At 59.6% G+C, this 22,161-nt stretch carries 17 protein-coding genes and 1 tRNA gene; 16 read left to right on the forward strand and 2 right to left on the reverse strand.

Features of this window, described 5'->3' with window-relative positions; genetic code table 11:
- The first annotated feature begins 17 nt into the window (after nucleotides 1-17).
- The 10 genes from N645_RS0101665 to N645_RS0101710 all read left to right on the forward strand — a co-directional run bounded on the left by N645_RS0101665 (nucleotide 18) and on the right by N645_RS0101710 (nucleotide 10,621).
- Nucleotides 18-650, forward strand: a complete 633-nt coding sequence (locus tag N645_RS0101665) for a bifunctional 4-hydroxy-2-oxoglutarate aldolase/2-dehydro-3-deoxy-phosphogluconate aldolase (RefSeq protein WP_024459775.1) — start codon at nucleotides 18-20, stop codon at nucleotides 648-650.
- Nucleotides 651-714: 64 nt separating this feature from the next.
- Nucleotides 715-1,725 carry a type I glyceraldehyde-3-phosphate dehydrogenase gene (gene gap, locus N645_RS0101670; RefSeq protein ID WP_024459776.1) on the forward strand — a complete coding sequence of 337 codons (1,011 nt, stop codon included), beginning with the start codon at nucleotides 715-717 and terminating at the stop codon, nucleotides 1,723-1,725.
- 19 nt (nucleotides 1,726-1,744) lie between these two features.
- Nucleotides 1,745-3,190, forward strand: a complete 1,446-nt coding sequence (pyk, locus tag N645_RS0101675; RefSeq protein ID WP_024459777.1) for a pyruvate kinase — start codon at nucleotides 1,745-1,747, stop codon at nucleotides 3,188-3,190.
- 245 nt (nucleotides 3,191-3,435) lie between these two features.
- Complete coding sequence (locus N645_RS0101680; RefSeq protein WP_024459778.1) at nucleotides 3,436-4,269, forward strand: M23 family metallopeptidase; 834 nt, start codon at nucleotides 3,436-3,438, stop codon at nucleotides 4,267-4,269.
- A gap of 79 nt (nucleotides 4,270-4,348) precedes the next feature.
- The gene (locus tag N645_RS0101685) at nucleotides 4,349-4,546 is read left to right on the forward strand and encodes a Trm112 family protein (RefSeq protein WP_024459779.1); all 198 of its coding nucleotides are present in this window, start codon (nucleotides 4,349-4,351) and stop codon (nucleotides 4,544-4,546) included.
- Nucleotides 4,547-4,583: 37 nt separating this feature from the next.
- Nucleotides 4,584-7,184, forward strand: coding sequence for an alanine--tRNA ligase (gene alaS, locus N645_RS0101690; protein WP_024459780.1), 2,601 nt, complete (start codon nucleotides 4,584-4,586; stop codon nucleotides 7,182-7,184).
- Between the two features lie 253 nt (nucleotides 7,185-7,437).
- Nucleotides 7,438-8,685 carry an aspartate kinase gene (locus tag N645_RS0101695; RefSeq protein WP_024459781.1) on the forward strand — a complete coding sequence of 416 codons (1,248 nt, stop codon included), beginning with the start codon at nucleotides 7,438-7,440 and terminating at the stop codon, nucleotides 8,683-8,685.
- Nucleotides 8,686-8,941: 256 nt separating this feature from the next.
- Entirely contained in the window at nucleotides 8,942-9,133 is a 192-nt protein-coding gene (gene csrA, locus N645_RS0101700; protein WP_024459782.1) for a carbon storage regulator CsrA, read from the forward strand.
- Nucleotides 9,134-9,333: 200 nt separating this feature from the next.
- Nucleotides 9,334-9,424 (forward strand) — tRNA-Ser (locus N645_RS0101705).
- Between the two features lie 627 nt (nucleotides 9,425-10,051).
- The gene (locus tag N645_RS0101710; protein ID WP_024459783.1) at nucleotides 10,052-10,621 is read left to right on the forward strand and encodes a transposase; all 570 of its coding nucleotides are present in this window, start codon (nucleotides 10,052-10,054) and stop codon (nucleotides 10,619-10,621) included.
- 71 nt (nucleotides 10,622-10,692) lie between these two features.
- Here N645_RS0101710 and N645_RS0101715 read toward each other — a convergent pair whose 3' ends face one another.
- Entirely contained in the window at nucleotides 10,693-13,545 is a 2,853-nt protein-coding gene (locus N645_RS0101715; protein WP_024459784.1) for a valine--tRNA ligase, read from the reverse strand.
- A gap of 99 nt (nucleotides 13,546-13,644) precedes the next feature.
- Between N645_RS0101715 and N645_RS0101720 the strand changes: the two genes are divergently transcribed.
- Complete coding sequence (locus tag N645_RS0101720; protein WP_024459785.1) at nucleotides 13,645-15,297, forward strand: acyl-CoA dehydrogenase family protein; 1,653 nt, start codon at nucleotides 13,645-13,647, stop codon at nucleotides 15,295-15,297.
- On the opposite strand, the gene N645_RS0101725 is transcribed toward N645_RS0101720, so the two are convergent.
- On the reverse strand, nucleotides 15,266-16,279 hold the full coding sequence (locus N645_RS0101725) for a glutathione S-transferase family protein (RefSeq protein ID WP_024459786.1): 1,014 nt from the start codon (nucleotides 16,277-16,279) through the stop codon (nucleotides 15,266-15,268). The genes N645_RS0101720 and N645_RS0101725 overlap by 32 nt on opposite strands.
- Before the next feature lie 263 nt (nucleotides 16,280-16,542).
- On the opposite strand from N645_RS0101725, the gene N645_RS16470 reads away from it, so the two are divergent.
- From N645_RS16470 to N645_RS0101750, 5 genes are all read left to right on the forward strand, one after another.
- The gene (locus tag N645_RS16470; RefSeq protein ID WP_024459787.1) at nucleotides 16,543-17,661 is read left to right on the forward strand and encodes an efflux RND transporter periplasmic adaptor subunit; all 1,119 of its coding nucleotides are present in this window, start codon (nucleotides 16,543-16,545) and stop codon (nucleotides 17,659-17,661) included.
- Nucleotides 17,658-20,816, forward strand: coding sequence for an efflux RND transporter permease subunit (locus N645_RS0101735; protein ID WP_024459788.1), 3,159 nt, complete (start codon nucleotides 17,658-17,660; stop codon nucleotides 20,814-20,816). The genes N645_RS16470 and N645_RS0101735 overlap by 4 nt, the downstream gene beginning before the upstream one ends.
- A gap of 222 nt (nucleotides 20,817-21,038) precedes the next feature.
- Nucleotides 21,039-21,362: a YqjD family protein gene (locus tag N645_RS0101740; RefSeq protein ID WP_024459789.1), complete on the forward strand. Its 324-nt coding sequence runs from the start codon at nucleotides 21,039-21,041 to the stop codon at nucleotides 21,360-21,362.
- A gap of 13 nt (nucleotides 21,363-21,375) precedes the next feature.
- Nucleotides 21,376-21,888 (forward strand): hypothetical protein, encoded by a 513-nt coding sequence (locus N645_RS0101745; RefSeq protein WP_152521603.1) that lies wholly within the window; start codon nucleotides 21,376-21,378, stop codon nucleotides 21,886-21,888.
- On the forward strand, nucleotides 21,885-22,151 hold the full coding sequence (locus N645_RS0101750) for a hypothetical protein (RefSeq protein ID WP_024459791.1): 267 nt from the start codon (nucleotides 21,885-21,887) through the stop codon (nucleotides 22,149-22,151). Before N645_RS0101745 ends, N645_RS0101750 begins: the two co-directional genes overlap by 4 nt.
- Nucleotides 22,152-22,161: the final 10 nt, after the last annotated feature.

The following is a 22,161-nucleotide window of genomic DNA, read 5'->3' on the forward strand; positions in this document are numbered from 1 at the left end:
ATCAAGAGGAAAGCATAGTGGCATTAAGTATCGATAAAATTGTTCAGGTGGCTCCGGTCATTCCCGTCATGGTCGTGGAGCGCCTGGAAGATGCGGTACCGCTGGCTCAGGCACTGTACAACGGCGGCCTGAAGGTACTCGAAATCACCTTGCGTACCCCGGTGGCGCTCGATGCGATTCGCGCCATGGTCGATGCGTTGCCGGAAGATGCCGTGATTGGCGCGGGCACCATCGTCACTCCGGACGATCTGAAGAAAGCCGTCGAAGCCGGCTCCACGTTCCTGGTAAGCCCCGGCACCACGGCGGAGCTGATCGAAGCCGCCAAGGCCAGCGATGTCCCTCTGCTGCCCGGTATTGCCACACCCAGTGAAGCCATGAACCTGTTGGCGCACGGCTTTACCCACATGAAGTTTTTCCCGGCGGAATCCGCCGGTGGTGTGTCCATGGTCAAATCAATTGGCGGACCCTTGCCGCAAATCACTTTCTGCCCGACCGGTGGCATCAACCTCGCCAAGGCGCCCGAGTACCTGAGCCTGCCCAACGTGGCCTGCGTAGGGGGTACCTGGATGGCTCCCAAAGAGCTCATCGCCGAGAAGCGTTGGGACGAGATTGAAAAACTGGCTCGTGAAGCGGCCCAACTGGCACGCTGATCACGCCTGAATGCGTTTGTAATTTCTCTTTTAGATTGTCCGAATTGTAACCAGGAGATGTGTAATGACCATTAAAGTAGCAATCAACGGCTACGGCCGCATCGGCCGCAACGTGCTGCGTGCGCTGTACGAATCCAACTATCGCGACCGCATTCAGGTGGTCGGTATCAACGACCTGGGCGACGTAAACCTGAACGCTCACCTGACCAAGTACGATTCGGTCCACGGCAAATTCCCCGGCGAAGTATCTGTCGACGGTGAGAACATGATTGTAAATGGTGATGCAATCCGCATTACCTCTGAGCGTGACCCGAGCAAGTTGCCCTGGGGCGAACTGGGTGTGGACGTGGTGTATGAGTGCACCGGTATCTTCACCAGCAAAGAAAAAGCCAGTGCCCACCTGGAAGCCGGCGCGAAGAAAGTGATCATTTCCGCACCGGGTACCGATGTGGACGCGACCGCTGTTTACGGCGTCAACCACAAGACCCTGAAGGCGACCGACCAGATCATCTCCAACGCCTCTTGCACCACCAACTGCCTGGCACCGATTGCCAAGGTACTGAACGACAAGTTCGGCATCGAGCAAGGCTCCATGACCACGATCCACGCCTACACCAACGATCAGAACCTGAGCGACGTGTATCACACCGACGTATATCGCGCCCGTTCGGCCACTCAGTCCATGATCCCGACCAAAACCGGTGCCGCTCGCGCGGTAGCGCTGGTGCTGCCGGAACTGAAGGGCAAGATCGACGGTATGGCGGTTCGTGTGCCGACCATCAACGTCTCTCTGGTTGACCTGAACGTGCTGGTTTCCAAAGACGTGACCGTCGAGGAAGTGAATGCCGCCATGAAGGAAGCCGCCGAAGGCGAAATGGCGGGTGTACTGGAGTATTGCGATGAGCCGCTGGTGTCCATCGACTTCAACCACAACCCGGCCTCTTCCAACTACGACTCTCTGCAGACCAAGGTTTTCAACGGTCGTTGGGTAAAAGTCATGTCCTGGTACGACAACGAGTGGGGCTTCTCCAACCGCATGTTGGATAACACCCTGGCGCTGATGCAAGCCAAGTAATAAATACTGAGAGAGAGTTATGTTAAGACGTACCAAAATTGTCAGCACCCTGGGGCCCGCCTCTGAAGCTCCGGAAATGCTGGAAAAACTGATTCTGGCGGGCGTGAACGTCGTTCGCCTGAACTTCTCCCACGGGTCGCCGGAAGAGCACAAGCAGCGCGCGGAAAACGTGCGTGCCATCGCCGCCAAGCACGACCGTTTTGTGGCCGTGCTGGGCGACCTGCAGGGTCCGAAGATCCGTATTTCACGCTTCAAGGACAAGAAAATCGAGCTCAAGCTTGGTGACAAGTTTGTTCTGGATGCGGACCTCGGCCGTGACGAGGGAGACCAGAACCAGGTTGGTATCGACTACAAGGAGCTGCCGGGCGACTGTAAGCCGGGCGATAACCTGCTGCTGGACGATGGCCGCGTGGTGCTGGAAGTGGAGAAAATCGAAGGCAACCGCGTGTACTGCGTGACCCGTATTGCCGGTCCGCTGTCCAACAACAAGGGCATCAACCGTCAAGGCGGTGGCCTGTCGGCTCCGGCTCTGACCGAAAAAGATCTGGCCGACATCAAAACCGCGGCGGATATCGACGTCGACTATCTGGCCGTGTCTTTCCCGCGCAGTGCGGACGACATGAACAAGGCTCGCGAGTTGATGCGGGCCGCCGGTGGCGAGCGTGCGGGGCTGGTAGCCAAAGTTGAACGTGCTGAAGCGGTTGCGGACGACGAAACCCTGGACGCTATCATTGAAGCCAGTGATGCGGTCATGGTTGCCCGTGGTGACCTGGGTGTGGAGATCGGTGATGAGTCCCTGATCGGTGTACAGAAGCGCATCATCGAGCGCTCCCGTGCCCTGAACAAGGTGGTGATCACCGCGACCCAGATGATGGAGTCCATGATCAAGAACCCGATGCCGACCCGCGCGGAAGTGTTCGACGTGGCGAACGCCGTACTCGATGGCACCGATGCGGTGATGCTGTCCGCGGAAACCGCCGCTGGCGACTTCCCGGAAGAGACCATCAAGGCCATGGTGCGTATCATTCTGGGGGCTGAAAAGCACCTGAGCGGCAGCCAGAGCACCTATCGGGTCGAGGAGACATTCCAGACCATTGACGAATCCATCGCCATGGCGTCGATGTATACCGCCAACCATCTCAGCGGTGTGAAGGCGATTATCTCTCTGACCGAGTCCGGTGCGACCCCGCGTCTGATGTCCCGCATTGGTTCTCAGTTGCCGATTTTCGCCTTCTCCGGGCGGATCGATACCCAGCGTCGCGTGGCGCTGTATCGCGGTGTCCAGCCGGTACCGTTCGAAACCGACAGCTCGGCACCGGGCCATCAGGATCATATGCGCGCGATCGAGATCCTGAAAAGCAAGGGTGTGCTGAGTGACGGTGATCTGGTGATTGTCACCAACGGTGACTCCAACCAGTTGGGCGGCACCAACACCATGAAAATACTGCGGGTGGGCGAGCAGTAAGCTCAATCCTCAGTCATGGTATAAAACGAAAACGGCAGCCCTGAGGCTGCCGTTTTCGTTAACGGCGGATGCGCCTTCAGCTTATTCGCCCTACGGATGGCACGGCAGTACCCGTAGGGCGGATAAGCGAAGCGCATCCGCCGCTCCCACAGCACCCCATCCCCGCACCACATGGTTACCCCAATCACTTAAGTTCGTGCTAACCTGCTCATTAAATGATCCATTGATGATGTCAGAGGCATTACATGCTCAGAAAATTCGCCGCACTCCCGCTCACCCTCCTGGTGGCCCTCTCGGCCCAGGCCCTCGAAATCCACCACGGCGACTGGCAGCAGGGCGCCGTCATTCGTGGCGGGGTGACACCGGGTAGCGAGCTGAAACTGGGGGATCGCACTGTGCGGATTGCCGACGACGGCCAATTTGTGATTGGTCTCGACCGGGATGCCGAGTCGCCCGCCAGGCTGACCCTGATACCCCCGGCAGGGGAGCCCGAGCACTTTGAATTCCCCGTCAAAGCCCGGGATTACAATATCCAGCGCATTGAGGGTGTTCCACAGAGTACAGTGACTCCGGACCCGGAGCAGGTCAAGCGCGCCCGGGCCGAAGCGGCTCTCGCCTGGAAGGCTCGCCAGCATGATCTGGCGCGTACCGATTTTGCGCAGTCTTTCCAGTGGCCACTGGTCGGGATCATTACCGGCGTTTACGGCAGTCAGCGGTTTTATAACGGTGAGCCCCGTTCGCCTCATTACGGGGTGGACATCGCCGCGCCACAGGGCACCCCGGTGGCGTCCCCGGCGCCGGGTGTAGTCACCCTGGTGCACGAGGATATGTTCTTCTCTGGTGGCACCCTGATTGTGGATCACGGTCACGGTCTGTCGTCCACCTTCATTCATCTGCACCGGATTCTGGTGGAAGAGGGGGAGGAAGTCGGTCAGGGGGATATCATCGCCGAGGTGGGCGCCACAGGGAGGGCGACCGGCCCGCATCTGGACTGGCGCATGAACTGGTTCGACCGACGGGTCGACCCGACCACTCTGGTAGGGCCGATGCCCGAGCCGGAAGACGTGGCCCGCAACTGATTTGCGGGGCCGCTCAGTAGCGTTGGAGTCGCGCCCCGGTGTAAGATAGCGGCTTTTATCTCATTCCCCGAGGGGCGCTATGATCGACAAAAAACTGCTCAGTCTACTGGTCTGCCCGGTGAGCAAGGCTCCACTGGAGTACGACGCTGAAAAGCAGGAGCTGGTGTGCCGAGCCAGCCACTTGGCTTACCCCATTCGCGATGGCATCCCGGTGATGCTGGAGAGCGAAGCGCGCCAGTTGACCCAGGAAGAGCGGGAACAGCTCGACCGCCCCTGAATCGCCCCATTTTGATCTCGATAACCACGGATACGCTATGAAAAGCGCAGAAATTCGCGACGCCTTCTTGAAGTACTTTGAGCAGCAGGGGCACACCGTTGTCCCCAGCAGCTCCCTGATTCCGGGTAATGACCCGACCCTCCTGTTCACCAATGCCGGCATGGTCCAGTTCAAGGACGTATTCCTCGGCGAAGAACACCGGGATTACCGCCGTGCGGCCAGTTCCCAGCGTTGTGTGCGTGCCGGGGGCAAGCACAACGACCTCGAAAATGTCGGCTATACCGCGCGCCACCACACGTTCTTTGAGATGCTGGGCAATTTCAGCTTTGGAGACTACTTCAAGCGCGACGCGATCAAGTTCGCCTGGGAGTTTCTGACCGATGTACTCAAACTGCCCGAAGAGCGGTTGTGGGTGACCGTCCATATCAGCGACGATGAAGCGGCCGATATCTGGCAGAAGGAGGTGGGGGTCAGCCCCGAGCGCTTCTCCCGCCTGGATGAAGACAACTTCTGGCAGATGGGGGACACCGGCCCCTGTGGTCCCAGCTCGGAAATCTTTTATGACCACGGCCCGGATGTCCCTGGTGGCCCACCCGGCAGCGAGAATGACGATCTGGACCGGTACATCGAGATCTGGAACCTGGTGTTCATGCAGTATGAGCGCCACAGCAATGGCGAGTTGAAGCCGCTGCCCAACCCCTCCATCGATACCGGCATGGGCCTGGAGCGGATTGCCGCGGTCATGCAGGGCGTGCACAACAACTACGACATCGATCTTTTCCAGCACCTGCTCAAAGCCGCGGCCGACGCGACGGGTGCCACGGATATGGAAAACAAGTCACTGCGGGTGATTGCCGACCATATCCGTTCCTGTGCGTTTCTGATCAGCGACGGGGTGCTGCCCTCCAATGAAGGGCGCGGTTATGTGCTGCGCCGCATTATTCGCCGCGCCGTGCGCCACGGTCACCAACTGGGCCAGACCCAACCGTTTTTCCATCAGTTGGTGGTCGCGCTGGCCGAGGTGATGGGTGATGCGTATCCGGAGTTACGCCAGCAACGGGCACAGATCGAAAAGGTGCTGCTGTTGGAAGAGGAGCAGTTCGCCAAAACCCTGGATAAGGGGATGGTGGTCCTCGAAGGGGCGCTGGAAGATCTGAGTGGCACCGAGATTCCCGGCGATATCGTCTTTACTCTGTACGACACTTACGGTTTCCCTGTCGACCTGACCGCAGACATTGCGCGTGAGCGCGGTCTGACGCTGGATATGCCCGGTTACGAACAGGCCATGGACGCCCAGCGCGCCCGGGCCCGCGCGGCGGGCAGCTTCAAGGTGGATTACACCTCGGCCGGGCTGGACCTGCCGGCCACCGAGTTCCTGGGCTATACCCAGCTTGCGGAGCAGGGCAAGATCCAGGCGTTGCTGAAAGACGGCCAGCTCGTGGACCAACTGGAAGAGGGCGATGAGGGCGCCGTGGTGCTCGATCGCACGCCGTTTTACGCCGAGTCCGGTGGTCAGGTGGGCGATACCGGCTACCTGGAAGCCGATGGTGGTCTGCGCGTTGAGGTGCGTGACTGCAACAAGCAGGGGAGCAGCCATCTGCACATTGGCCGGGTATTGCACGGCCGTCTGGCGGTGGGCGATACGCTGTCGGCCCGGGTCGACGGCAATGTGCGTTCGGCCACCGCCCTGAATCACTCGGCAACCCACCTGATGCACGCGGCGCTTCGTGAAGTGCTGGGCGAGCACGTGACCCAGAAAGGGTCACTGGTGGATTCCGAGCGTCTGCGTTTTGACTTCTCCCACTTCGAGGCGCTCAAGCCCGAAGAGATCAAGGCGATTGAAGCGCTGGTCAACGAACAGATTCGCGCCAACACCGATGTTCAGGTCGAAGAGATGGATATCGACAGTGCCAAGACCAAAGGCGCCATGATGCTGTTCGGTGAAAAGTACGGTGATCAGGTGCGCGTGCTGACCATGGGGGATGGGTTCTCGGTGGAACTCTGCGGCGGTACCCATGTGCGCCGCACTGGTGACATCGGCCTGTTCCGGATCACCTCTGAATCCGGCGTGGCGGCGGGCGTTCGCCGCATCGAGGCGGTGACCGGAGCGGGTGCCCTGGCGCTGTTTGATGAGGTAGAGGCGCTCGCCGATCGCACCGCTCAGGCCCTGAAGACCCGCCGTCCGCAGGTGCCGGAGAAGGTCGAGCAACTGCTGGCCCAGAACCGCAAGCTGGAAAAGGACCTGAGCGCGCTCAAGGCCAAGCTGGCCACGGCAGGCAGTGGCAGCCTGCTGGACCAGGTTCAGGAGGTCGCCGGGGTCAAGGTACTGGCGGTCAAGCTGGAGGGGGCCGACAGCAAATCCCTGCGCGAGAGCGCCGATCAGCTGAAAAACAAGCTTGGCAGTGGCGTATTGCTGGTCGCGGCGGTAGAGGGTGAGAAGGTCTCATTGGTTGCCGGGGTGACCAAGGACCTGACCGACCGGATCAAGGCCGGTGACCTGATGCGCGACGTGGCAGCCAAAGTTGGCGGCAAAGGCGGCGGCCGCCCGGATATGGCCCAGGGCGGTGGAACTGACCCCAGCGGGCTGGACAGTGCCCTGAGCGCCGTCCCCGAGTGGGTCAAAGCCCAACTCGCATAACGCTTTTCGGGTCGGTTACGGCGGATGCGTGTCATAACGCTGCGCTCGGCCCCTACGCATAGCACGGCAGGTCGCGTAGGGCGGATAAGCCGAAGGCGCATCCGCCGTAACCAAACCGCTAAAAAAGACTTTTACGGGCCTGAAAAACTATTTCGCTAAAGCGCGATTTACGCTTTAATAGCGGGCCGCGCATGGCGCGCAATGTTGCAACTGAGCCGGTTCTCCGGCGTACTGGTCGAGGAAGCGTTCGGGCATGAGTTTGTTCGTACAGAAATACGGTGGCACCTCCGTGGGCACCGTCGAGCGGATTGAAGCCGTGGCTGACAATGTGGCGAAATTTCGTGACCAGGGCCACGATATGGTGGTGGTGCTGTCCGCGATGAGCGGCGAGACCAACCGCCTGATTGCCTTGGCTCAGCAGATACAGGACAACCCGGACCCGCGCGAATTGGACGTGCTGGTGTCGACCGGTGAACAGGTCACCATTGCCCTGCTGTCGATGGCGCTGAAAAAGCGCGGCTACGATGCCCGGTCCTACACTGGTGGCCAGGTGCGTATCCTGACCGACAATGCCCACACCAAAGCCCGCATCCAGGCCATTGACGAAGCCAATATGCGCGCCGACCTTGAGGCCGGGCGTGTGGTGGTGGTCGCCGGTTTCCAGGGCGTGGACGAGCAGGGCAATATCACCACCCTTGGACGGGGTGGCTCAGATACCACCGGCGTGGCCCTGGCGGCGGCGCTGAAAGCCGATGAATGCCAGATCTATACCGACGTGGACGGCGTATATACCACCGACCCACGAGTGGTGGAGCGCGCCCGGCGGCTGGACCGGATCACCTTCGAAGAAATGCTGGAAATGGCCAGCCTCGGCTCCAAGGTGCTGCAGATCCGGTCGGTTGAATTCGCCGGCAAGTACAAAGTTCCGTTACGGGTGTTGTCGAGCTTCCAGGAAGGCCCGGGCACCCTGATTACACTCGATGAGGAAGACGACACTATGGAACAACCCATTGTCTCGGGCATTGCGTTCAACCGCGATGAGGCAAAAGTGACTCTTGCCGGTGTGCCGGACACGCCGGGCGTTGCCGCCCGTATCCTGGGCCCGGTGGGCGCGGCCAATATTGAAGTGGACGTGATTGTCCAGAACGTGGGCGCCGACAACACCACAGACCTGACCTTTACCGTCAACAAAGGCGATCTGAAAAAGACCGTCGGTGTCCTGGAAACCGTGGCCCAGTCCATCGGCGCCCGGGAAGTTCGCGGGGATGACCGGGTCGCCAAGGTGTCCATTGTCGGGGTTGGAATGCGCTCCCATGCCGGGGTGGCCTCCACCATGTTCAACGCCTTGGCCGAAGAGAACATCAATATTCAGATGATCACCACCTCGGAGATCAAAATCTCCGTGATCATCGAAGAGCGTTACCTGGAACTGGCGGTTCGCTGCCTGCACACGGCCTTCGGACTCGACAAAGAGCCCGAGGAAAGCCGGGACCGGGGTTGACCGCCGCTGGGCCGGGCGTGGGGCGGTTGGTTAGCGATCGCTCAATAAATCTGGTACAGTTAGCGCGCGTTAATACAAGCAGGGAGAACAAAGCACATAAAAGGGTGGAAAATGTTTGTCCTAATCGCCAACTATGGTCAATACTTCAAGGGGGTTTGTAGTTTGACGCCCATTGGCGATCGGGGTTAGCCGAGAAGCGGCATCGGACGATGGAGTCTACGCCGTGTTCTTACAGGATGAGTGAAGGAGATTTATTATGTTGATTTTGACCCGCCGTATTGGCGAAACACTGATGGTTGGTGATGAAGTGACAGTCACTGTACTTGGCGTGAAAGGCAATCAGGTCCGTATCGGTGTGAATGCACCCAAGGATATCGCCGTTCACCGCGAAGAGATTTACCAGCGTATTCAGCGTGAGAAACAGAACCAGGATGAGCAACTGGACTGAAACCAGACTCGTCAACGGGCCTCGGGAGCGTAATCAACCACCTCCCGAGCCGCTCTTCCCTCTGGAAATTCCGGTCAAGTTCTGACCAGACGCGATTTTGATCGCACTTTTTTGCATCCAACCACTCTCAACCCTTTGATTTTTCGTGAGATATGGTATGATGCGCCGCACTTGTCGAGAGGCAGGTGACAAGTTGTTTTGGAGAGGTGGCCGAGTGGCTGAAGGCGCTCCCCTGCTAAGGGAGTATACCCTAATCCGGTATCGAGGGTTCGAATCCCTCCCTCTCCGCCATATACAAAAAAGCCCGGCATATGCCGGGCTTTTTTGTATATGGCGGAGAGGGCTGACTTGGTTCGAACCCTCCGGTTCGACCAATCGCCTGGAGCGATTGGGACCGCCGAAGGCGCCCGAAGGGCGAGGCGCATGGATGCGCCTCGGTCTATCCCGGCCCCGCCGCAGATCCGGAACGATCAGTACCGCCGAAGGCGTCCCGAAGGGACAGGGAACATGGATGTGCCCTGGTATATCCCAGCCCCAGACGGACCACCCATCACCCCACGTAGGGCGGATCGGTCCGACGCATCGGAGCGAAGCGCATCCGCCGTAAATGCACGTAATGCCTATGTGGTAAATGCGACTATTTTGGGCAACGGCGGATGCGCGCCTCGCGGCGCTTATCCGCCCTACGCGGATTTATACCGCTGCGCTCGGCCGTAGGGCGGATAAGGGCGCAGCCCGCATCCGCCGTAACCTAACCCAACCCAAATGCACCCGCCGGAAATTTTCTTGTTCGCCCCAAAACTTTGATCGACCTCTCAGTCATAAGCCACGTTGTCGCTTGATGCCGCTATCGGCTTGGCTCCGTTCGTCCTATTGGATACCCTTTGTGGCGACATTATCCAAGGACTGGAGCCCGCCATGCCCAACTACCGACGCACTTACATTCCCGGTGGCACCTATTTTTTCACGGTAACCCTGCAAGATCGGCAATCCGATTTTTTGACTCGCTATATCGATACCCTCCGCGACGCCGTGCGCCGGGTGCACCAAACGCGTCCTTTTGCCATCGATGCCTGGTGCGTCCTGCCGGATCACTTGCATGCTATTTGGACCTTACCGCAATACGATACCGACTACTCCGGCCGCTGGAGGGAGATCAAGAAGGTGTTTTCAAAAACGGTGATTGCGATGGAGGGATTGGCCCGAGATGCCACAATCTGGCAGCAGCGATTTTGGGAGCACGCCATCACCAGCGAGCAGGATTTTCGCAATCATATGGATTACGTGCATTACAATCCCGTCAAACATGGTTGGGTAAATGCGGTGCAGGATTGGCCGTATTCGACCTTCCATAGAGCGGTAAAAGAAGGCATTTATCCGAAGGATTGGGGCGGGAAAGGGGGATCGATCTCCGTGCTGGCGAACGATAGGTGGCGTAGGGCGGATAAGCGCGAAGCGCGCATCCGCCGTTCCCCAAGGTTGCGTTAATCGATAATGTCACGGGTATTTACGGCGGATGCGCTTCGCTTATCCGCCCTACGCAAAGTCGAGGAAAATTATCAGAGACTCTCGATTCGACGTACCTGCTCCTGCAACTTACTCAACGCGGATTTCAACCCGTCCAACCGATCGCGCTCTTTATCGACCACCTCTTTAGGCGCCTTGTCGACAAAGCTCGCATTGCCCAGCTTGCCTTCGGTTTTCTGGATGTCTTTTTCCAGCTTGACGGTTTCTTTGCTCAACCGCTCAAGCTCGGCGTCCTTGTCGATCAGGCCGGCCATGGGTACCAGCAGCTCAAGATTACCCGCCAGTGCTGTGGCGGACACCGGGGCTTCGTCCCCCGGGTTCAGCCAGGTGGCGTCTTCCAGGGCGGCGAGTTTGATCAGGTACTGGCGGTTGTCGTTCAGGCGGCGCTGATCCTGACCGGAGCCGTTGTAGAAAAACAGCGGCAGTTTTTTCGCCGGGGAAATGTTCATTTCCCCGCGAATGTTACGCACACCCAGAATCACCGCCTTCAGCCATTCGATATCGGCTGAGGCCTCGGCATCCACCTTGCCCTCATCGGCCACGGGGTAGGGCGCGAGCATGATGGTCTCGCCCTGGGCACCGGCCAGCTCTTTGATCTTCTGCCAGATTTCCTCGGTGATAAAGGGCATCAGAGGATGCGCCAGGCGCAGGGTGGTTTCCAGCACGCGGATCAGGGTGCGGCGGGTGCCACGTTTCTGTTCGGCGCTGGCATTCTCGTCCCACAGGACAGGCTTGGACAGCTCCAGATACCAGTCGCAGTACTCGTTCCAGATGAACTCGTACAGGGCCTGGGCGGCCAGATCGAGGCGATAGGTGTTCAGTGCCTCGGTGACGGTTTGCTCAGCGTTCTGCAGGCGGGAGATGATCCACCGGTCCGCCAGCGACAGCGCGACGTCACCGCCGTCCTGCCCGCAATCCTCGCCTTCGCACTGCATCAGCACATAGCGGGTGGCATTCCAGATTTTGTTGCAGAAGTTGCGGTAGCCTTCCACCCGGCCCATATCGAATTTGATGTCACGCCCGGTGGACGCCAGGGAGCAGAAGGTGAAACGCAGGGCGTCGGTGCCATAGGCGGCAATGCCGTCCGGGAATTCTTTGCGGGTCTGTTTTTCAATTTTCTGGGCGTCTTTCGGGCGCATCAGGCCTTTGGTGCGCTTGGCCACCAGGCTTTCCAGATCAATGCCGTCGATGATGTCCAGCGGGTCCAGCACGTTGCCTTTGGACTTGGACATTTTCTGCCCGTAACTGTCGCGCACCAGACCGTGCACGTAGACGGTTTCGAACGGCACCTGCGGCTTACCGTTTTCGCCTTTGATCAGGTGCATTGTCAGCATGATCATGCGCGCGACCCAGAAGAAAATGATATCGAACCCGGTCACCAGCAGGTCGGTGGGGTGGAACTTCTTCAGGAAGTCGGTCTGTTCCGGCCAGCCGAGTGTGGAAAAGGTCCACAGACCCGAGCTGAACCAGGTATCCAGTACGTCTTCGTCCTGCTCCAGCTTGACGCTCTGGGGCAGGTCGTACTTGCTGCGGATTTCCGCCTCGTTGCGGCCCACATACACCTTGCCGTTTTCGTCGTACCAGGCGGGAATCCGGTGGCCCCACCAGAGCTGACGGCTGATACACCAGTCCTGAATGTCGCGCATCCAGGAGAAGTACATGTTTTCGTACTGCTTGGGGACAAACTGGATGCGACCGTTTTCCACGGCCTCAATGGCCGGCTCGGCCAGGGGCTTGGTGCTCACATACCACTGGTCGGTGAGCCAGGGCTCGACCACCACGCCGGAGCGGTCGCCGCGGGGCTGCTTCAGGGCGTGGTCTTCGATCTTGTCCATCAGGTCGGAGGCCTGCAGGGCTTCGACAATCGCTTCGCGCGCGGCATAGCGGTCTTTACCCGCCAGATCCTCGGGCAGAGCGGTGTCGATATCGGTGCGCGACTGACCGGCATAGTTGAATACCTGGGCGGTGCCCAGAATGGCCGCGTCTTTGTCCAGCACATTGATCAGGGGCAGGTCGTGACGTTTGCCTACTTCGTAGTCATTGAAGTCGTGGGCCGGGGTGATCTTCACGCAGCCGGTGCCGAAATCCTGATCCACATAGTCATCGGCAATGATCGGAATGCGACGGCCCACCAGGGGCAGTTCGATGAATTTGCCCACCAGTGAGGCGTAGCGCTGGTCTTCCGGGTGCACGGCCACGGCCGAATCGCCCAGCATGGTTTCCGGGCGGGTGGTGGCCACCACCAGGTGGTCTTTGCCGTCGGCGGTTTTTTCGCCGTCGGCGAGCGGGTAGCGCATGTGCCAGAAAAAGCCTTTCTCATCGTGGTTTTCCACTTCGAGATCGGAAATGGCGGTGTGCAGTTTCGGGTCCCAGTTGACCAGGCGCTTACCCCGGTAAATCAGGCCGTCTTCGTACAGGCGCACAAACGCTTCCTGAACGGCTTTGGACAGGCCCTCATCCATGGTGAAGCGCTCGCGGCTCCAATCCAGAGAGGAGCCCAGACGGCGCAGCTGGCGGGTGATGTTGCCGCCAGACTCGGCCTTCCACTCCCAGACTTTCTCCAGGAATTTTTCCCGACCCAGATCGTGCCGGTCCCGACCTTCGGCGGCCAGTTGCCGCTCCACCACCATCTGGGTGGCGATGCCGGCGTGGTCGGTGCCCATCTGCCACAGGGTGTCGTCGCCCTTCATTCGGTGATAGCGGATCATCGCGTCCATCACCGCGTTGTTGAAGCCATGACCCATGTGCAGGCTGCCGGTCACGTTCGGCGGCGGAATCATGATGCAGTAGGGGTCATCTCCGCCCTGGGGCTTGAAGTAACCTCGATCTTCCCAGGTCTGATACCACTCGCGCTCGATGGCGTGGGGGTTGTACGTTTTTTCCAAAGACATGCGGTAACCTGTACTAAGCTTCGTGTATGACGGGCTGGCGTGAAACCCGCGATTATACAGCTTCCAGACCCACCGGCCTACCGGGAGGTGACCATGAGCGAGCCCCACTCGCGCGATTCCCAGACAGAGACTCATGAAGTGTTCAACGTGCCGCCGCCGTTGGAAGGCTATGACGCCTACCGGGAAGATGTGGCGCTGCAGGAGTTGATCAAAACCGGTGGGGCGGGGTGGGCCGAAGCCGCGCTGCATGAGCAGGGGCGGGCACTGGGTGATCCGGGGTGGATTCAATGTGGTTTTGACGCCAATGCCCATCCGCCCGAACTGCGCACCCACGATCGCTGGGGCCATCGGCTCGACTGGGTGGACTATCACCCGAGCTATCACCGGTTGATGGGCAAGGCCATTGCCGAGGGCCTGCACGCGAGTCCCTGGCAGAACCCCCAGCCCGGCGCCCATGCAGCCCGGGCCGCCAGCGTCTATCTGCAGACGCAATTGGAGCAGGGTCACGGTTGCCCGATCACCATGACCTTTGCGGGTATCCCGGTGCTGAAAGCCCAGGAGGGCCTGCCGGCGACCTGGGTGCCCAAGTTGTTGTCCGGGGAGTACGACGGCAGCAATCGGCATTTCAGCGAGAAAGCCGGGCTGACCCTGGGCATGGCCATGACCGAAAAACAGGGTGGCTCGGATGTGCGCGCCAATACCACCCGGGCGCGGGCCCAGGGTGATCATTATCGGTTGACCGGCCACAAGTTTTTCATGTCCGCCCCCAACTCCGATGGCTTTCTGACGCTGGCGCAGACCGATGCAGGCCTGTCCTGTTTTCTGGTGCCCCGCTGGCGTTCCGAGGGCGGCAAGAATGCGCTGCTATTGCAGCGGTTGAAAAACAAGGCCGGCAATGTTTCCAATGCCTCCAGTGAGGTGGAGCTGCGTGGGGCCGAGGGCTGGCTGCTGGGTCAGGAAGGGCGCGGCGTGGCAACCATCATCGAGATGGTGGCCCTGACGCGATTTGATTGCACCGTCGCCTCGGCCGCCGCCCTGCGTCAGGCGGCGGTGCAGGCCATTCACCACTGTGTGCATCGCCGGGCCTTTGGCCGGGCGTTGGTGCAACAGCCGCTGATGCAGAATGTGTTGGCTGACCTGGTGATTGAAAGCGATGCGGCCGTGACCTTGGCGATGCGCTTGGCTCAGGCCCTCGACCATCCACAGGACTCTCAGGAACAGGCGTTTCTGCGCCTTGCGACGGCACTGGGCAAATACTGGGTGTGCAAACGGGTGGCCGGGCACAACGCCGAGGCGATGGAATGTCTCGGTGGCAGCGGGGTAATGAACGAATTCATGACGGCGCGGCTGTACCGGGAGGCGCCGATCAACGCCATCTGGGAGGGCAGCGGCAATGTGCAGTGTCTGGACATTCTGCGGGCATTGGACAAGCAGCCGGAATCCCGTGAGGCGCTGTTCAGCGAGTTTCAGCGCAGCCGGGGGGTGGACAGCCGGCTGGATCGTTATGTGACCGACCTCGAGGCGGCGCTCAAGGTGCCGGACGCGCGGGAATATCGGGCCCGGAGCCTGGCCGAGGCGATGGCGGTGGCCTTGCAGGCGTCATTGTTGTTGCGCCACGGCGATCGGCGTGTGGCGGAGGCGTTCATCGCCAGCCGGATTGAGCAGCCGCACGGGTTGTACGGTAATTTGCCCAAGGGGGTGCCGGTGAAGGAGATTATTGCCCGGGCGTTGCCGATGTATGGGTGATGTCACCCCGATCATGCGGCGCATCCAACCCCAACTCCGGCCCCACCGGCACAATCCGGGTCGGGTTAATGGTGTCGTGGCTGTAGTAATAATGATGCTTGATATGGTCCATATGCACCGTCTCTTTCACCCCGGGCACCTGGTACAACTGGCGCAGGTAATTCGACAGGTTCGGGAAATCCGCAATCCGGTTCCGGTTGCATTTGAAATGGCCCACATACACCGCATCAAAACGCACCAGCGTGGTAAACAGCCGCCAGTCCGCCTCGGTCAGGGTGTCCCCGGCCAGAAACTTCTGCTGTCCCAGTAGCGCTTCCACATCATCCAGCGCGGCGAACAGCGACTGAAAGGCTTCCTCATACTTGTCTTGCCGGGTGGCAAAACCGGAGCGGTACACCCCGTTGTTGATGTTGTGGTACACCTTCTCGTTAATCGCATCGATCTTTGAACGCAGCGCTTCCGGATAAAAATCCCGGGGTGATTTTGCCAGGTCCCAAAAGCCGCTGGAGAGCATGCGGATGATTTCGGCGGATTCGTTGTTGACGATGGTTTCTCGCTGCTTGTCCCAGAGCACCGGAACGGTCACCCGGCCGGAGTAATCCGGTTGTGCTTTGGTGTACACCTGGTGCATACAATCAAAACCGTATAAGGGCTCCGGGCCCTCAGTGCTGAAGGTTTTATCGGCCCGGAACTCCCAGCCGTTTTCCAGCATGTGCGGGTGCACCACCGAGACGCTGATGACGTCCTCGAGCCCGAGCAGAGCGCGGAAAATCAGGGTGCGATGAGCCCAGGGGCAGGCGTAGGACACATACAAGTGATAGCGCCCCGCCTCGGCTTTGAAGCCGCTCTCACCGCTGGGGCCGGCGCTGCCGTCCCGGGTCACCCAGTGGCGGAACTGGGCATCTTCCCGAATGAATTCCCCACCGGTTTTTTCGGTGTCGTACCACTGATCATGCCACTTGCCTTTGACTAGCAGGCCCATGGTTGTGCTCCCCAAGTTGATGTCAATTGATTCAAGGCTAACGGCCTTTACGAAAGATATCCACGGGAGTGTTAAGTGAGATAACCAATCTTTACATTTACTGTTCGGCCCGCAACCCCCGTTATCTCGTCATTTGTATGATTTTAGCGTAGGCTGTAATGCTTCCGAATGATCGTTTGTGATAACAAAGCAGTATCCCTGACATCCAGGGAATTCCCGACCTTAATTGACCTAAAAACCATCAGACGCTTATGAAAATTTCGATGTTTTGCTCTCGTGCCAGTCGCGCCCTATTGGGTGTTCTGGCGGTCTCCGTGACCGTTGCCTGTTCCGACTCCGGTGAAGAGCCGGGAGGCCCCGGGGGCGGACCGGGGGAGCGTACGCCGCAGCCGGTGTTGACGGCGGCGGCAGAGTACGGCTACGAGACCACATCGCTGGAAGCGGTGGGTACATCCCGCGCACTCAAGTCGGTCACGATTGAATCGGCAGTGTCTGGTGAAGTGGTGGAAGTCAATTTCTCGGCCGGGGATAAAGTAGAGCAAGGGCAGGTGCTGCTTCGCCTGGACGACCGGGACGAACGCCTGGCGGTGCAGGCGGCCGAGTTGGAATTGGCCGATGCCGAGCGTCAGCTCGATCGGTATCAGCGCTCGGTACAGAGCGGTGGCGTGACCCAGTCCGACCTGGATGATGCTCGCAGTGCCGTTGAGCGCGCCCGTATTGCGCTGGAACGTGCCCGGGTCGATCTGAACTACCACACCATCCGCGCGCCGTTCAGCGGCTACGTCGGGCTGACCGACCTGGACCCGGGCGCCTGGATTGATCCGGATACCGCCATTACAACCCTGGATGATCGCAGCACCCTGCTGGTCCGGTTTGAATTGCCCGAGTTGCTGCTGGGCAAGCTCCAGCGCGGTGAGGAAATCGAAGTGACTACCTGGAGTAATCGTTTCGCCCAAGCGAGCGGCACCATTGTCGACGTGTCGTCCCGCGTGGATGAAACCCGCCGGACATTCACGCTGCGCGCCCATGTCGATAATGCCAATGACGTGTTGCTCCCGGGAATGAGCTTTCGGATCAACCTGAGTCTTCAAGGCAACCGCTACCTTTCAGTACCCGAAGTGTCGGTCCAGTGGGGTGGTGAAGGCGCCTATGTGTGGACCATTGCAGATGGCAAGGCGCAGCGGGTTGCAGTCAACCTGATCGAACGGAATCAGCGCGGTGTCTTGGTGGAAGCGAACCTGCAAGAGGGTGACCCGATCATTACCGAAGGTGTGCATATCGTTCGTTCGGGCATGGACGTTCGCCCCTTGAACGCCGAACTGGGCGAGAATGACGGCGCCTATCGGGACTCTGGAGAATCAGAGGAAGGAGAAGAGTCGTGAGCGATGAAAAAAACCGGGCTGACATTCAGGAAGTCAATGACCTCCCCAGTCTGAGTATTCGCCGCCCGATTCTGGTACTGGTCATCAACCTGTTGATTGCCCTTGCCGGCGCAGCGGCCATTCTCGCGGTGGAAGTGCGTGAGCTGCCGAACATCGATTACCCCTATGTCAGTGTAAACGGCAACTATCCGGGTGCCTCACCGGAAACCATGGACGCCGAAGTCACCTCCGTTGTGGAGGGGGCCGTAGCGCGAGTGACCGGTCTGCGCTCTGTCCGCTCGGACAGTGAAGAGGGCAACTTCCGGATGTCGCTCGAGTTCAATGCGGGCGTGGATCTGAATGATGTGGCCTCTGAAGTCCGCGAAGCGGTCAGCCGTGTGCAACGCGAGCTGCCGGAAGATGTGGAACAATTGACGGTGGTCAAGGCCGACCCCGATGCCCAGTCGATCATCAATATCGCCGCCATCAGTGATTCACTGAGCGAGACGGAGCTGACTCAGCGGATTGAGCGGGACATCATTCCCGAATTGATTTCGGTCAACGGAGTCGCCGATGTTCAGGTGTTTGGGGGGCGTGACCGCATTGTCCGGGTGGTGATGGACCCAATGAAACTCGCCAGTTTCGGATTGGGCGTCACCGATGTCGCCAATGCCCTGCGCAATGCCCCCTACGATGTGCCCAGCGGTAGCTATCGCTCCAGCGATCAGGAATTGCTGGTCCGGGCCGACGCGACGGCGACCACGGAAGAAGATATTCGAAGTATTATCGTCGAGGGCAACACTCGGGTCGGGGATATCGCCCGGGTGTTTTATACCCCGCGTGATGCTGATTCACTGGTGCGGTTCAACGGCCAGCCGGTTGTGGGTATGGGTGTGATTCGACAGGCCCAATCGAACACGCTGGAAATTTCCAATGGCATTCGCGAGATCCTCGGACCACTGGACGAACGCCTTACCGACGTTGAGTTGACCATCACCGAAGATAATGCCACGTTCATTCGCGGCTCGGTGAAAGAGGTCATTACCAGCCTATTGCTGACGGTGGCTATTGTGATCGGCACCATCTGGCTGTTCATTGGCTCCTTCCGGGTCACCCTGGTGCCGAGCCTGGCCATTCCCATTGCGCTGGTGGGAACCGTGGCCGCCATCTGGGCGCTGGGATTCTCCATCAATATTCTGACGCTGCTGGCCTTGGTACTGGCCACCGGGCTGGTTGTGGATGATGCCATTGTGGTGCTGGAAAACATTCAGCGCCGTCGCGGGCAGGGCCTGGGTGCGCGTGCCGCCGCCGTGCTCGGGACCCGCCAGGTGTTCTTCGCAGTGGTCGCGACCACGGCAGTTCTGGTGTCGGTATTTGTGCCGATTGCCATTTTGCCCAGTACTGCGGGTCGGCTGTTTCGGGAGTTTGGTTTCGTTCTGTCCATCGCCGTTGCGATATCTTCCTTCGTCGCTCTTTCACTGGTTCCTGCGGCGGCTGCACGGATATCCCCAGAGCGTGAGGGTCAGCCCCATCCATTTCGTAATAAACTCACCGAGTTTGGCAATCTGATGGTCGGTGTTTACAGCTGGATGGTCGATCATGCGTTGCGTTATGCCTGGACCACCTTCGGTATCGCCGTGCTGATTGTCGCGCTGGCCGGTTATGCCTACACACAGGTACCCAAAGAGCTGGTGCCCAGCGAAGACCGGGGGGTGATTTACATTGGTCTCAACGGCCCTGAAGGCGTTGGTTTGGACTACATTGAGCGTCAGGCCGGGCTGGTCAGTGAAATCGTTCAGCCGATTGTGGAGTCTGGGGAAGCCCGGTTGGCCTTTTCCATTCTCGGTTGGCGTGACCCGAATCGCGCCCTGTTTGTTCTGCCCCTGGCGGACTGGAGCGAACGCAGCCGGAACCAGCAGGCCATTGCCGCCGAAATTGAACCCAAACTGAAAGAGCTGCCTGGTGTGACCAGTTGGGTTGGCGCCGGTAACAGCCTGAACATTCGTGGTGGCGGTGGTCAGGGAGCAACCATTCAGTTGGCCCTGACCGGGCCGGACTACGATGAGATTTACCAGGCGGCGCAGAGTTTTATCAAGGAAGTGGAAACCCGCTACGATCATATCTCCGACCCGGATATGGACTACGACCCCAACAAGCCGCAGCTGTCCATCAATGTTGATCGACGCCGAGCCTCTGAGCTAGGTGTTGAGCTAGCGGATATTTCCGCCACCCTGCGGGCAATGGTTGATCGCTATGACCTGGTCGACCTGAGCGTGGGCGATGAAGCCATTCCCATTATTCTGGAGTCCGCGACTGGTCAGATTCGCAGCCCCGATGATCTGTTGAATCTGTACATCAGCTCGAGTACCGGCGAGTTGCTGCCGCTGTCCAGCGTCGTGACCCTGACCGAGGAAAATATTGCCGCAGAACTGGAGCGCAATGCGCAGCGGCGCTCGATTGAAGTTGAGTTTCAACTGGACTCGGAATACCCCCTGCAGACCGCGGTGAACGAGGTGCGAGCCGTCGCGGCCGATACCTTGCCGCGGGGCATCGGGTTGATTTTCCAGGGTGAAGCTCAAACCCTTGATGAAACCTCGCGGGAGGTGGCGCTGACCTACATCATTGCACTGGTGGTGGTATTCCTGGTGTTGTGCGCCCAGTTCGAAAGTTTTACCAGCGCCCTCATTGTCATGGTCACGGTACCGTTCGGTATTGCGGCCGCGATTCTGGCGCTTCTGATTACTGGCACCAGTATCAATATCTATTCCCAGATCGGGCTGGTGATGTTGATCGGCCTGATGGCCAAAAACGGTATTCTGCTGGTTGAGTTTGCCGATCAGTTGCGGGATCTGGGACACGATGTGTACAGCGCCGTGCGTACCGCCGCCCTGGTGCGTCTGCGGCCCATCGCCATGACCCTGATGTCGACCGTGCTCGGGGGCCTGCCGTTGATTCTCAGTTCCGGCCCCGGGGCGGAATCCCGCTGGGCCATCGGCTGGGTCATTTTTGGCGGGCTGGGCTTGGCCGCGCTGTTCACCCTGTTCCTCACGCCGGTGGTGTATCTTGGCCTGGCGCGCTTTGCCAAACCCCGTGCCGCCGAGGGTGAGCGTCTGCACGGTGAACTGGCCGATGCCGAAGCAATTCCCGATAGTGACGCCGAATGGCGTGCCTCCTAGGAACCTCCAGAGGACTTTGGTGCCGAAAGGAAACGTCCCGGTCCTCTCGACCGGTTTTGAGGTGGGGTGCTCACACTCGGGCCCCAAAAAGGTGTTAAGCTAGTCAATGGAGCCCTTCGGTGCTGCGCGTGGTTCTCATCTCATGAGTGCCTCGCGTAGAGCGCCGCAACGGTCACATTACTGGCTGCCACTACTCTGGCATGACGCCAAAAGGAGGCTGAAATGGCAACATCATCCAAAAGTACCGCTGAAAAAAGCACCACCGAAAATGGCGCCGAAACGGGCGCTCCCTTCACCGAAAAAACCGTTGCAGCGGCACACGAAGCGATCGATCGTTTATCCGAGCGTGTGGCCCAAACGGAAGAGCGCTTGCGCGGTGCCGCCAGTCAGGGCCAGCAGAGCTGGACTGAAAAGCAGGAAGAGGTGCGGGCACAGGTGGAAGGTTCGGTTTCCAGTGCACGCGACTACGCTCGGGAAAATCCGTTGATGACGGCAGGTATCGCTTTTGCGGCGGGCCTGATTGTTGCCAACCTGCTTCGCCGCTAGTCCGGGGCACTGAATGCGCGAAGGCGAACAGACAAGATCCCGGGACCATGGCGGAGCAGGACCCCAGGCAGGCGGCGAAGAGGGTAACGCAGAGTCGGTAAACGATGCGGCGAGTGAGCCACCTCCGGAGTCGTCTTTGCTGGACCTGGCGACCGCCATGGTCATTCTGATTCGCCAGACCTGGATCGACCGCTGGGCGCTGTTCAAAGCCGAGGCCCGCCTGGCGGCCAGAAGTCTGGCGCTGATTCTGCTGGTGAGCATTCTGTTGGCCATGACCCTGATGCTGGTCTGGGTGCTGTTGCTGGCGGTGGTCAGCTACCTGGCCTGGCAGGCCGGTGTGCACTGGGGCTGGATTGCCGCCGGGTTGATGCTCGCCCAGTGCGTCATGGTGGTGTATCTGCGCGGGCAGCTCCGTCGCTTGTCGCGCTGGTTGCGTTTTCCGGAAACTCGACGCGCCTTTGCGCGAGTGGCCAGTGATGACGAAACCCCGGAAACGTCCACAAAGGAAACGGAAGCCGCGTCATGATTACCGCATTATTCCTCAAACGCCAGACCCGGGAAGTGGCTCGCTTGTCCTCCGCCATTCACCATGAACGCCGGGTGCTCAATGCACTTCGTCACGAGGCGCGTACGGGGCTGGAAACGCATCTGCAAGGGGGCTGGGCAGTGGCAGGCTGTTTTTCGGCCGGCTTCCTGACCGGGCGTTTTGGCGGCCGGATGGCCAAGGCAGTACGTACGCTTCCGCTGATGCGACTGGCCCGCCAATTGTGGGCCCACCTGCTGGTGTAAGGATTCATCC

The sequence above is a fragment of the Marinimicrobium sp. LS-A18 genome (assembly GCF_000463525.1).
In the GTDB taxonomy this organism is placed as follows: domain Bacteria; phylum Pseudomonadota; class Gammaproteobacteria; order Pseudomonadales; family Cellvibrionaceae; genus Marinimicrobium; species Marinimicrobium koreense.

Excerpts from the sequence above, each read along its gene's own strand:
- N645_RS0101720 (WP_024459785.1), top strand. The coding sequence starts at position 13,645 with ATGAGCGAGCCCCACTCGCGCGATTCCCAGACAGAGACTCATGAAGTG.
- alaS (WP_024459780.1), top strand. The coding sequence starts at position 4,584 with ATGAAAAGCGCAGAAATTCGCGACGCCTTCTTGAAGTACTTTGAGCAG.
- N645_RS0101740 (WP_024459789.1), top strand. The coding sequence starts at position 21,039 with ATGGCAACATCATCCAAAAGTACCGCTGAAAAAAGCACCACCGAAAAT.
- N645_RS0101750 (WP_024459791.1), top strand. The coding sequence starts at position 21,885 with ATGATTACCGCATTATTCCTCAAACGCCAGACCCGGGAAGTGGCTCGC.
- N645_RS16470 (WP_024459787.1), top strand. The coding sequence starts at position 16,543 with ATGTTTTGCTCTCGTGCCAGTCGCGCCCTATTGGGTGTTCTGGCGGTC.
- N645_RS0101680 (WP_024459778.1), top strand. The coding sequence starts at position 3,436 with ATGCTCAGAAAATTCGCCGCACTCCCGCTCACCCTCCTGGTGGCCCTC.
- pyk (WP_024459777.1), top strand. The coding sequence starts at position 1,745 with ATGTTAAGACGTACCAAAATTGTCAGCACCCTGGGGCCCGCCTCTGAA.
- csrA (WP_024459782.1), top strand. The coding sequence starts at position 8,942 with ATGTTGATTTTGACCCGCCGTATTGGCGAAACACTGATGGTTGGTGAT.
- N645_RS0101725 (WP_024459786.1), bottom strand. The coding sequence starts at position 16,279 with ATGGGCCTGCTAGTCAAAGGCAAGTGGCATGATCAGTGGTACGACACC.
- N645_RS0101745 (WP_152521603.1), top strand. The coding sequence starts at position 21,376 with ATGCGCGAAGGCGAACAGACAAGATCCCGGGACCATGGCGGAGCAGGA.
- N645_RS0101695 (WP_024459781.1), top strand. The coding sequence starts at position 7,438 with ATGAGTTTGTTCGTACAGAAATACGGTGGCACCTCCGTGGGCACCGTC.
- N645_RS0101710 (WP_024459783.1), top strand. The coding sequence starts at position 10,052 with ATGCCCAACTACCGACGCACTTACATTCCCGGTGGCACCTATTTTTTC.
- N645_RS0101685 (WP_024459779.1), top strand. The coding sequence starts at position 4,349 with ATGATCGACAAAAAACTGCTCAGTCTACTGGTCTGCCCGGTGAGCAAG.
- gap (WP_024459776.1), top strand. The coding sequence starts at position 715 with ATGACCATTAAAGTAGCAATCAACGGCTACGGCCGCATCGGCCGCAAC.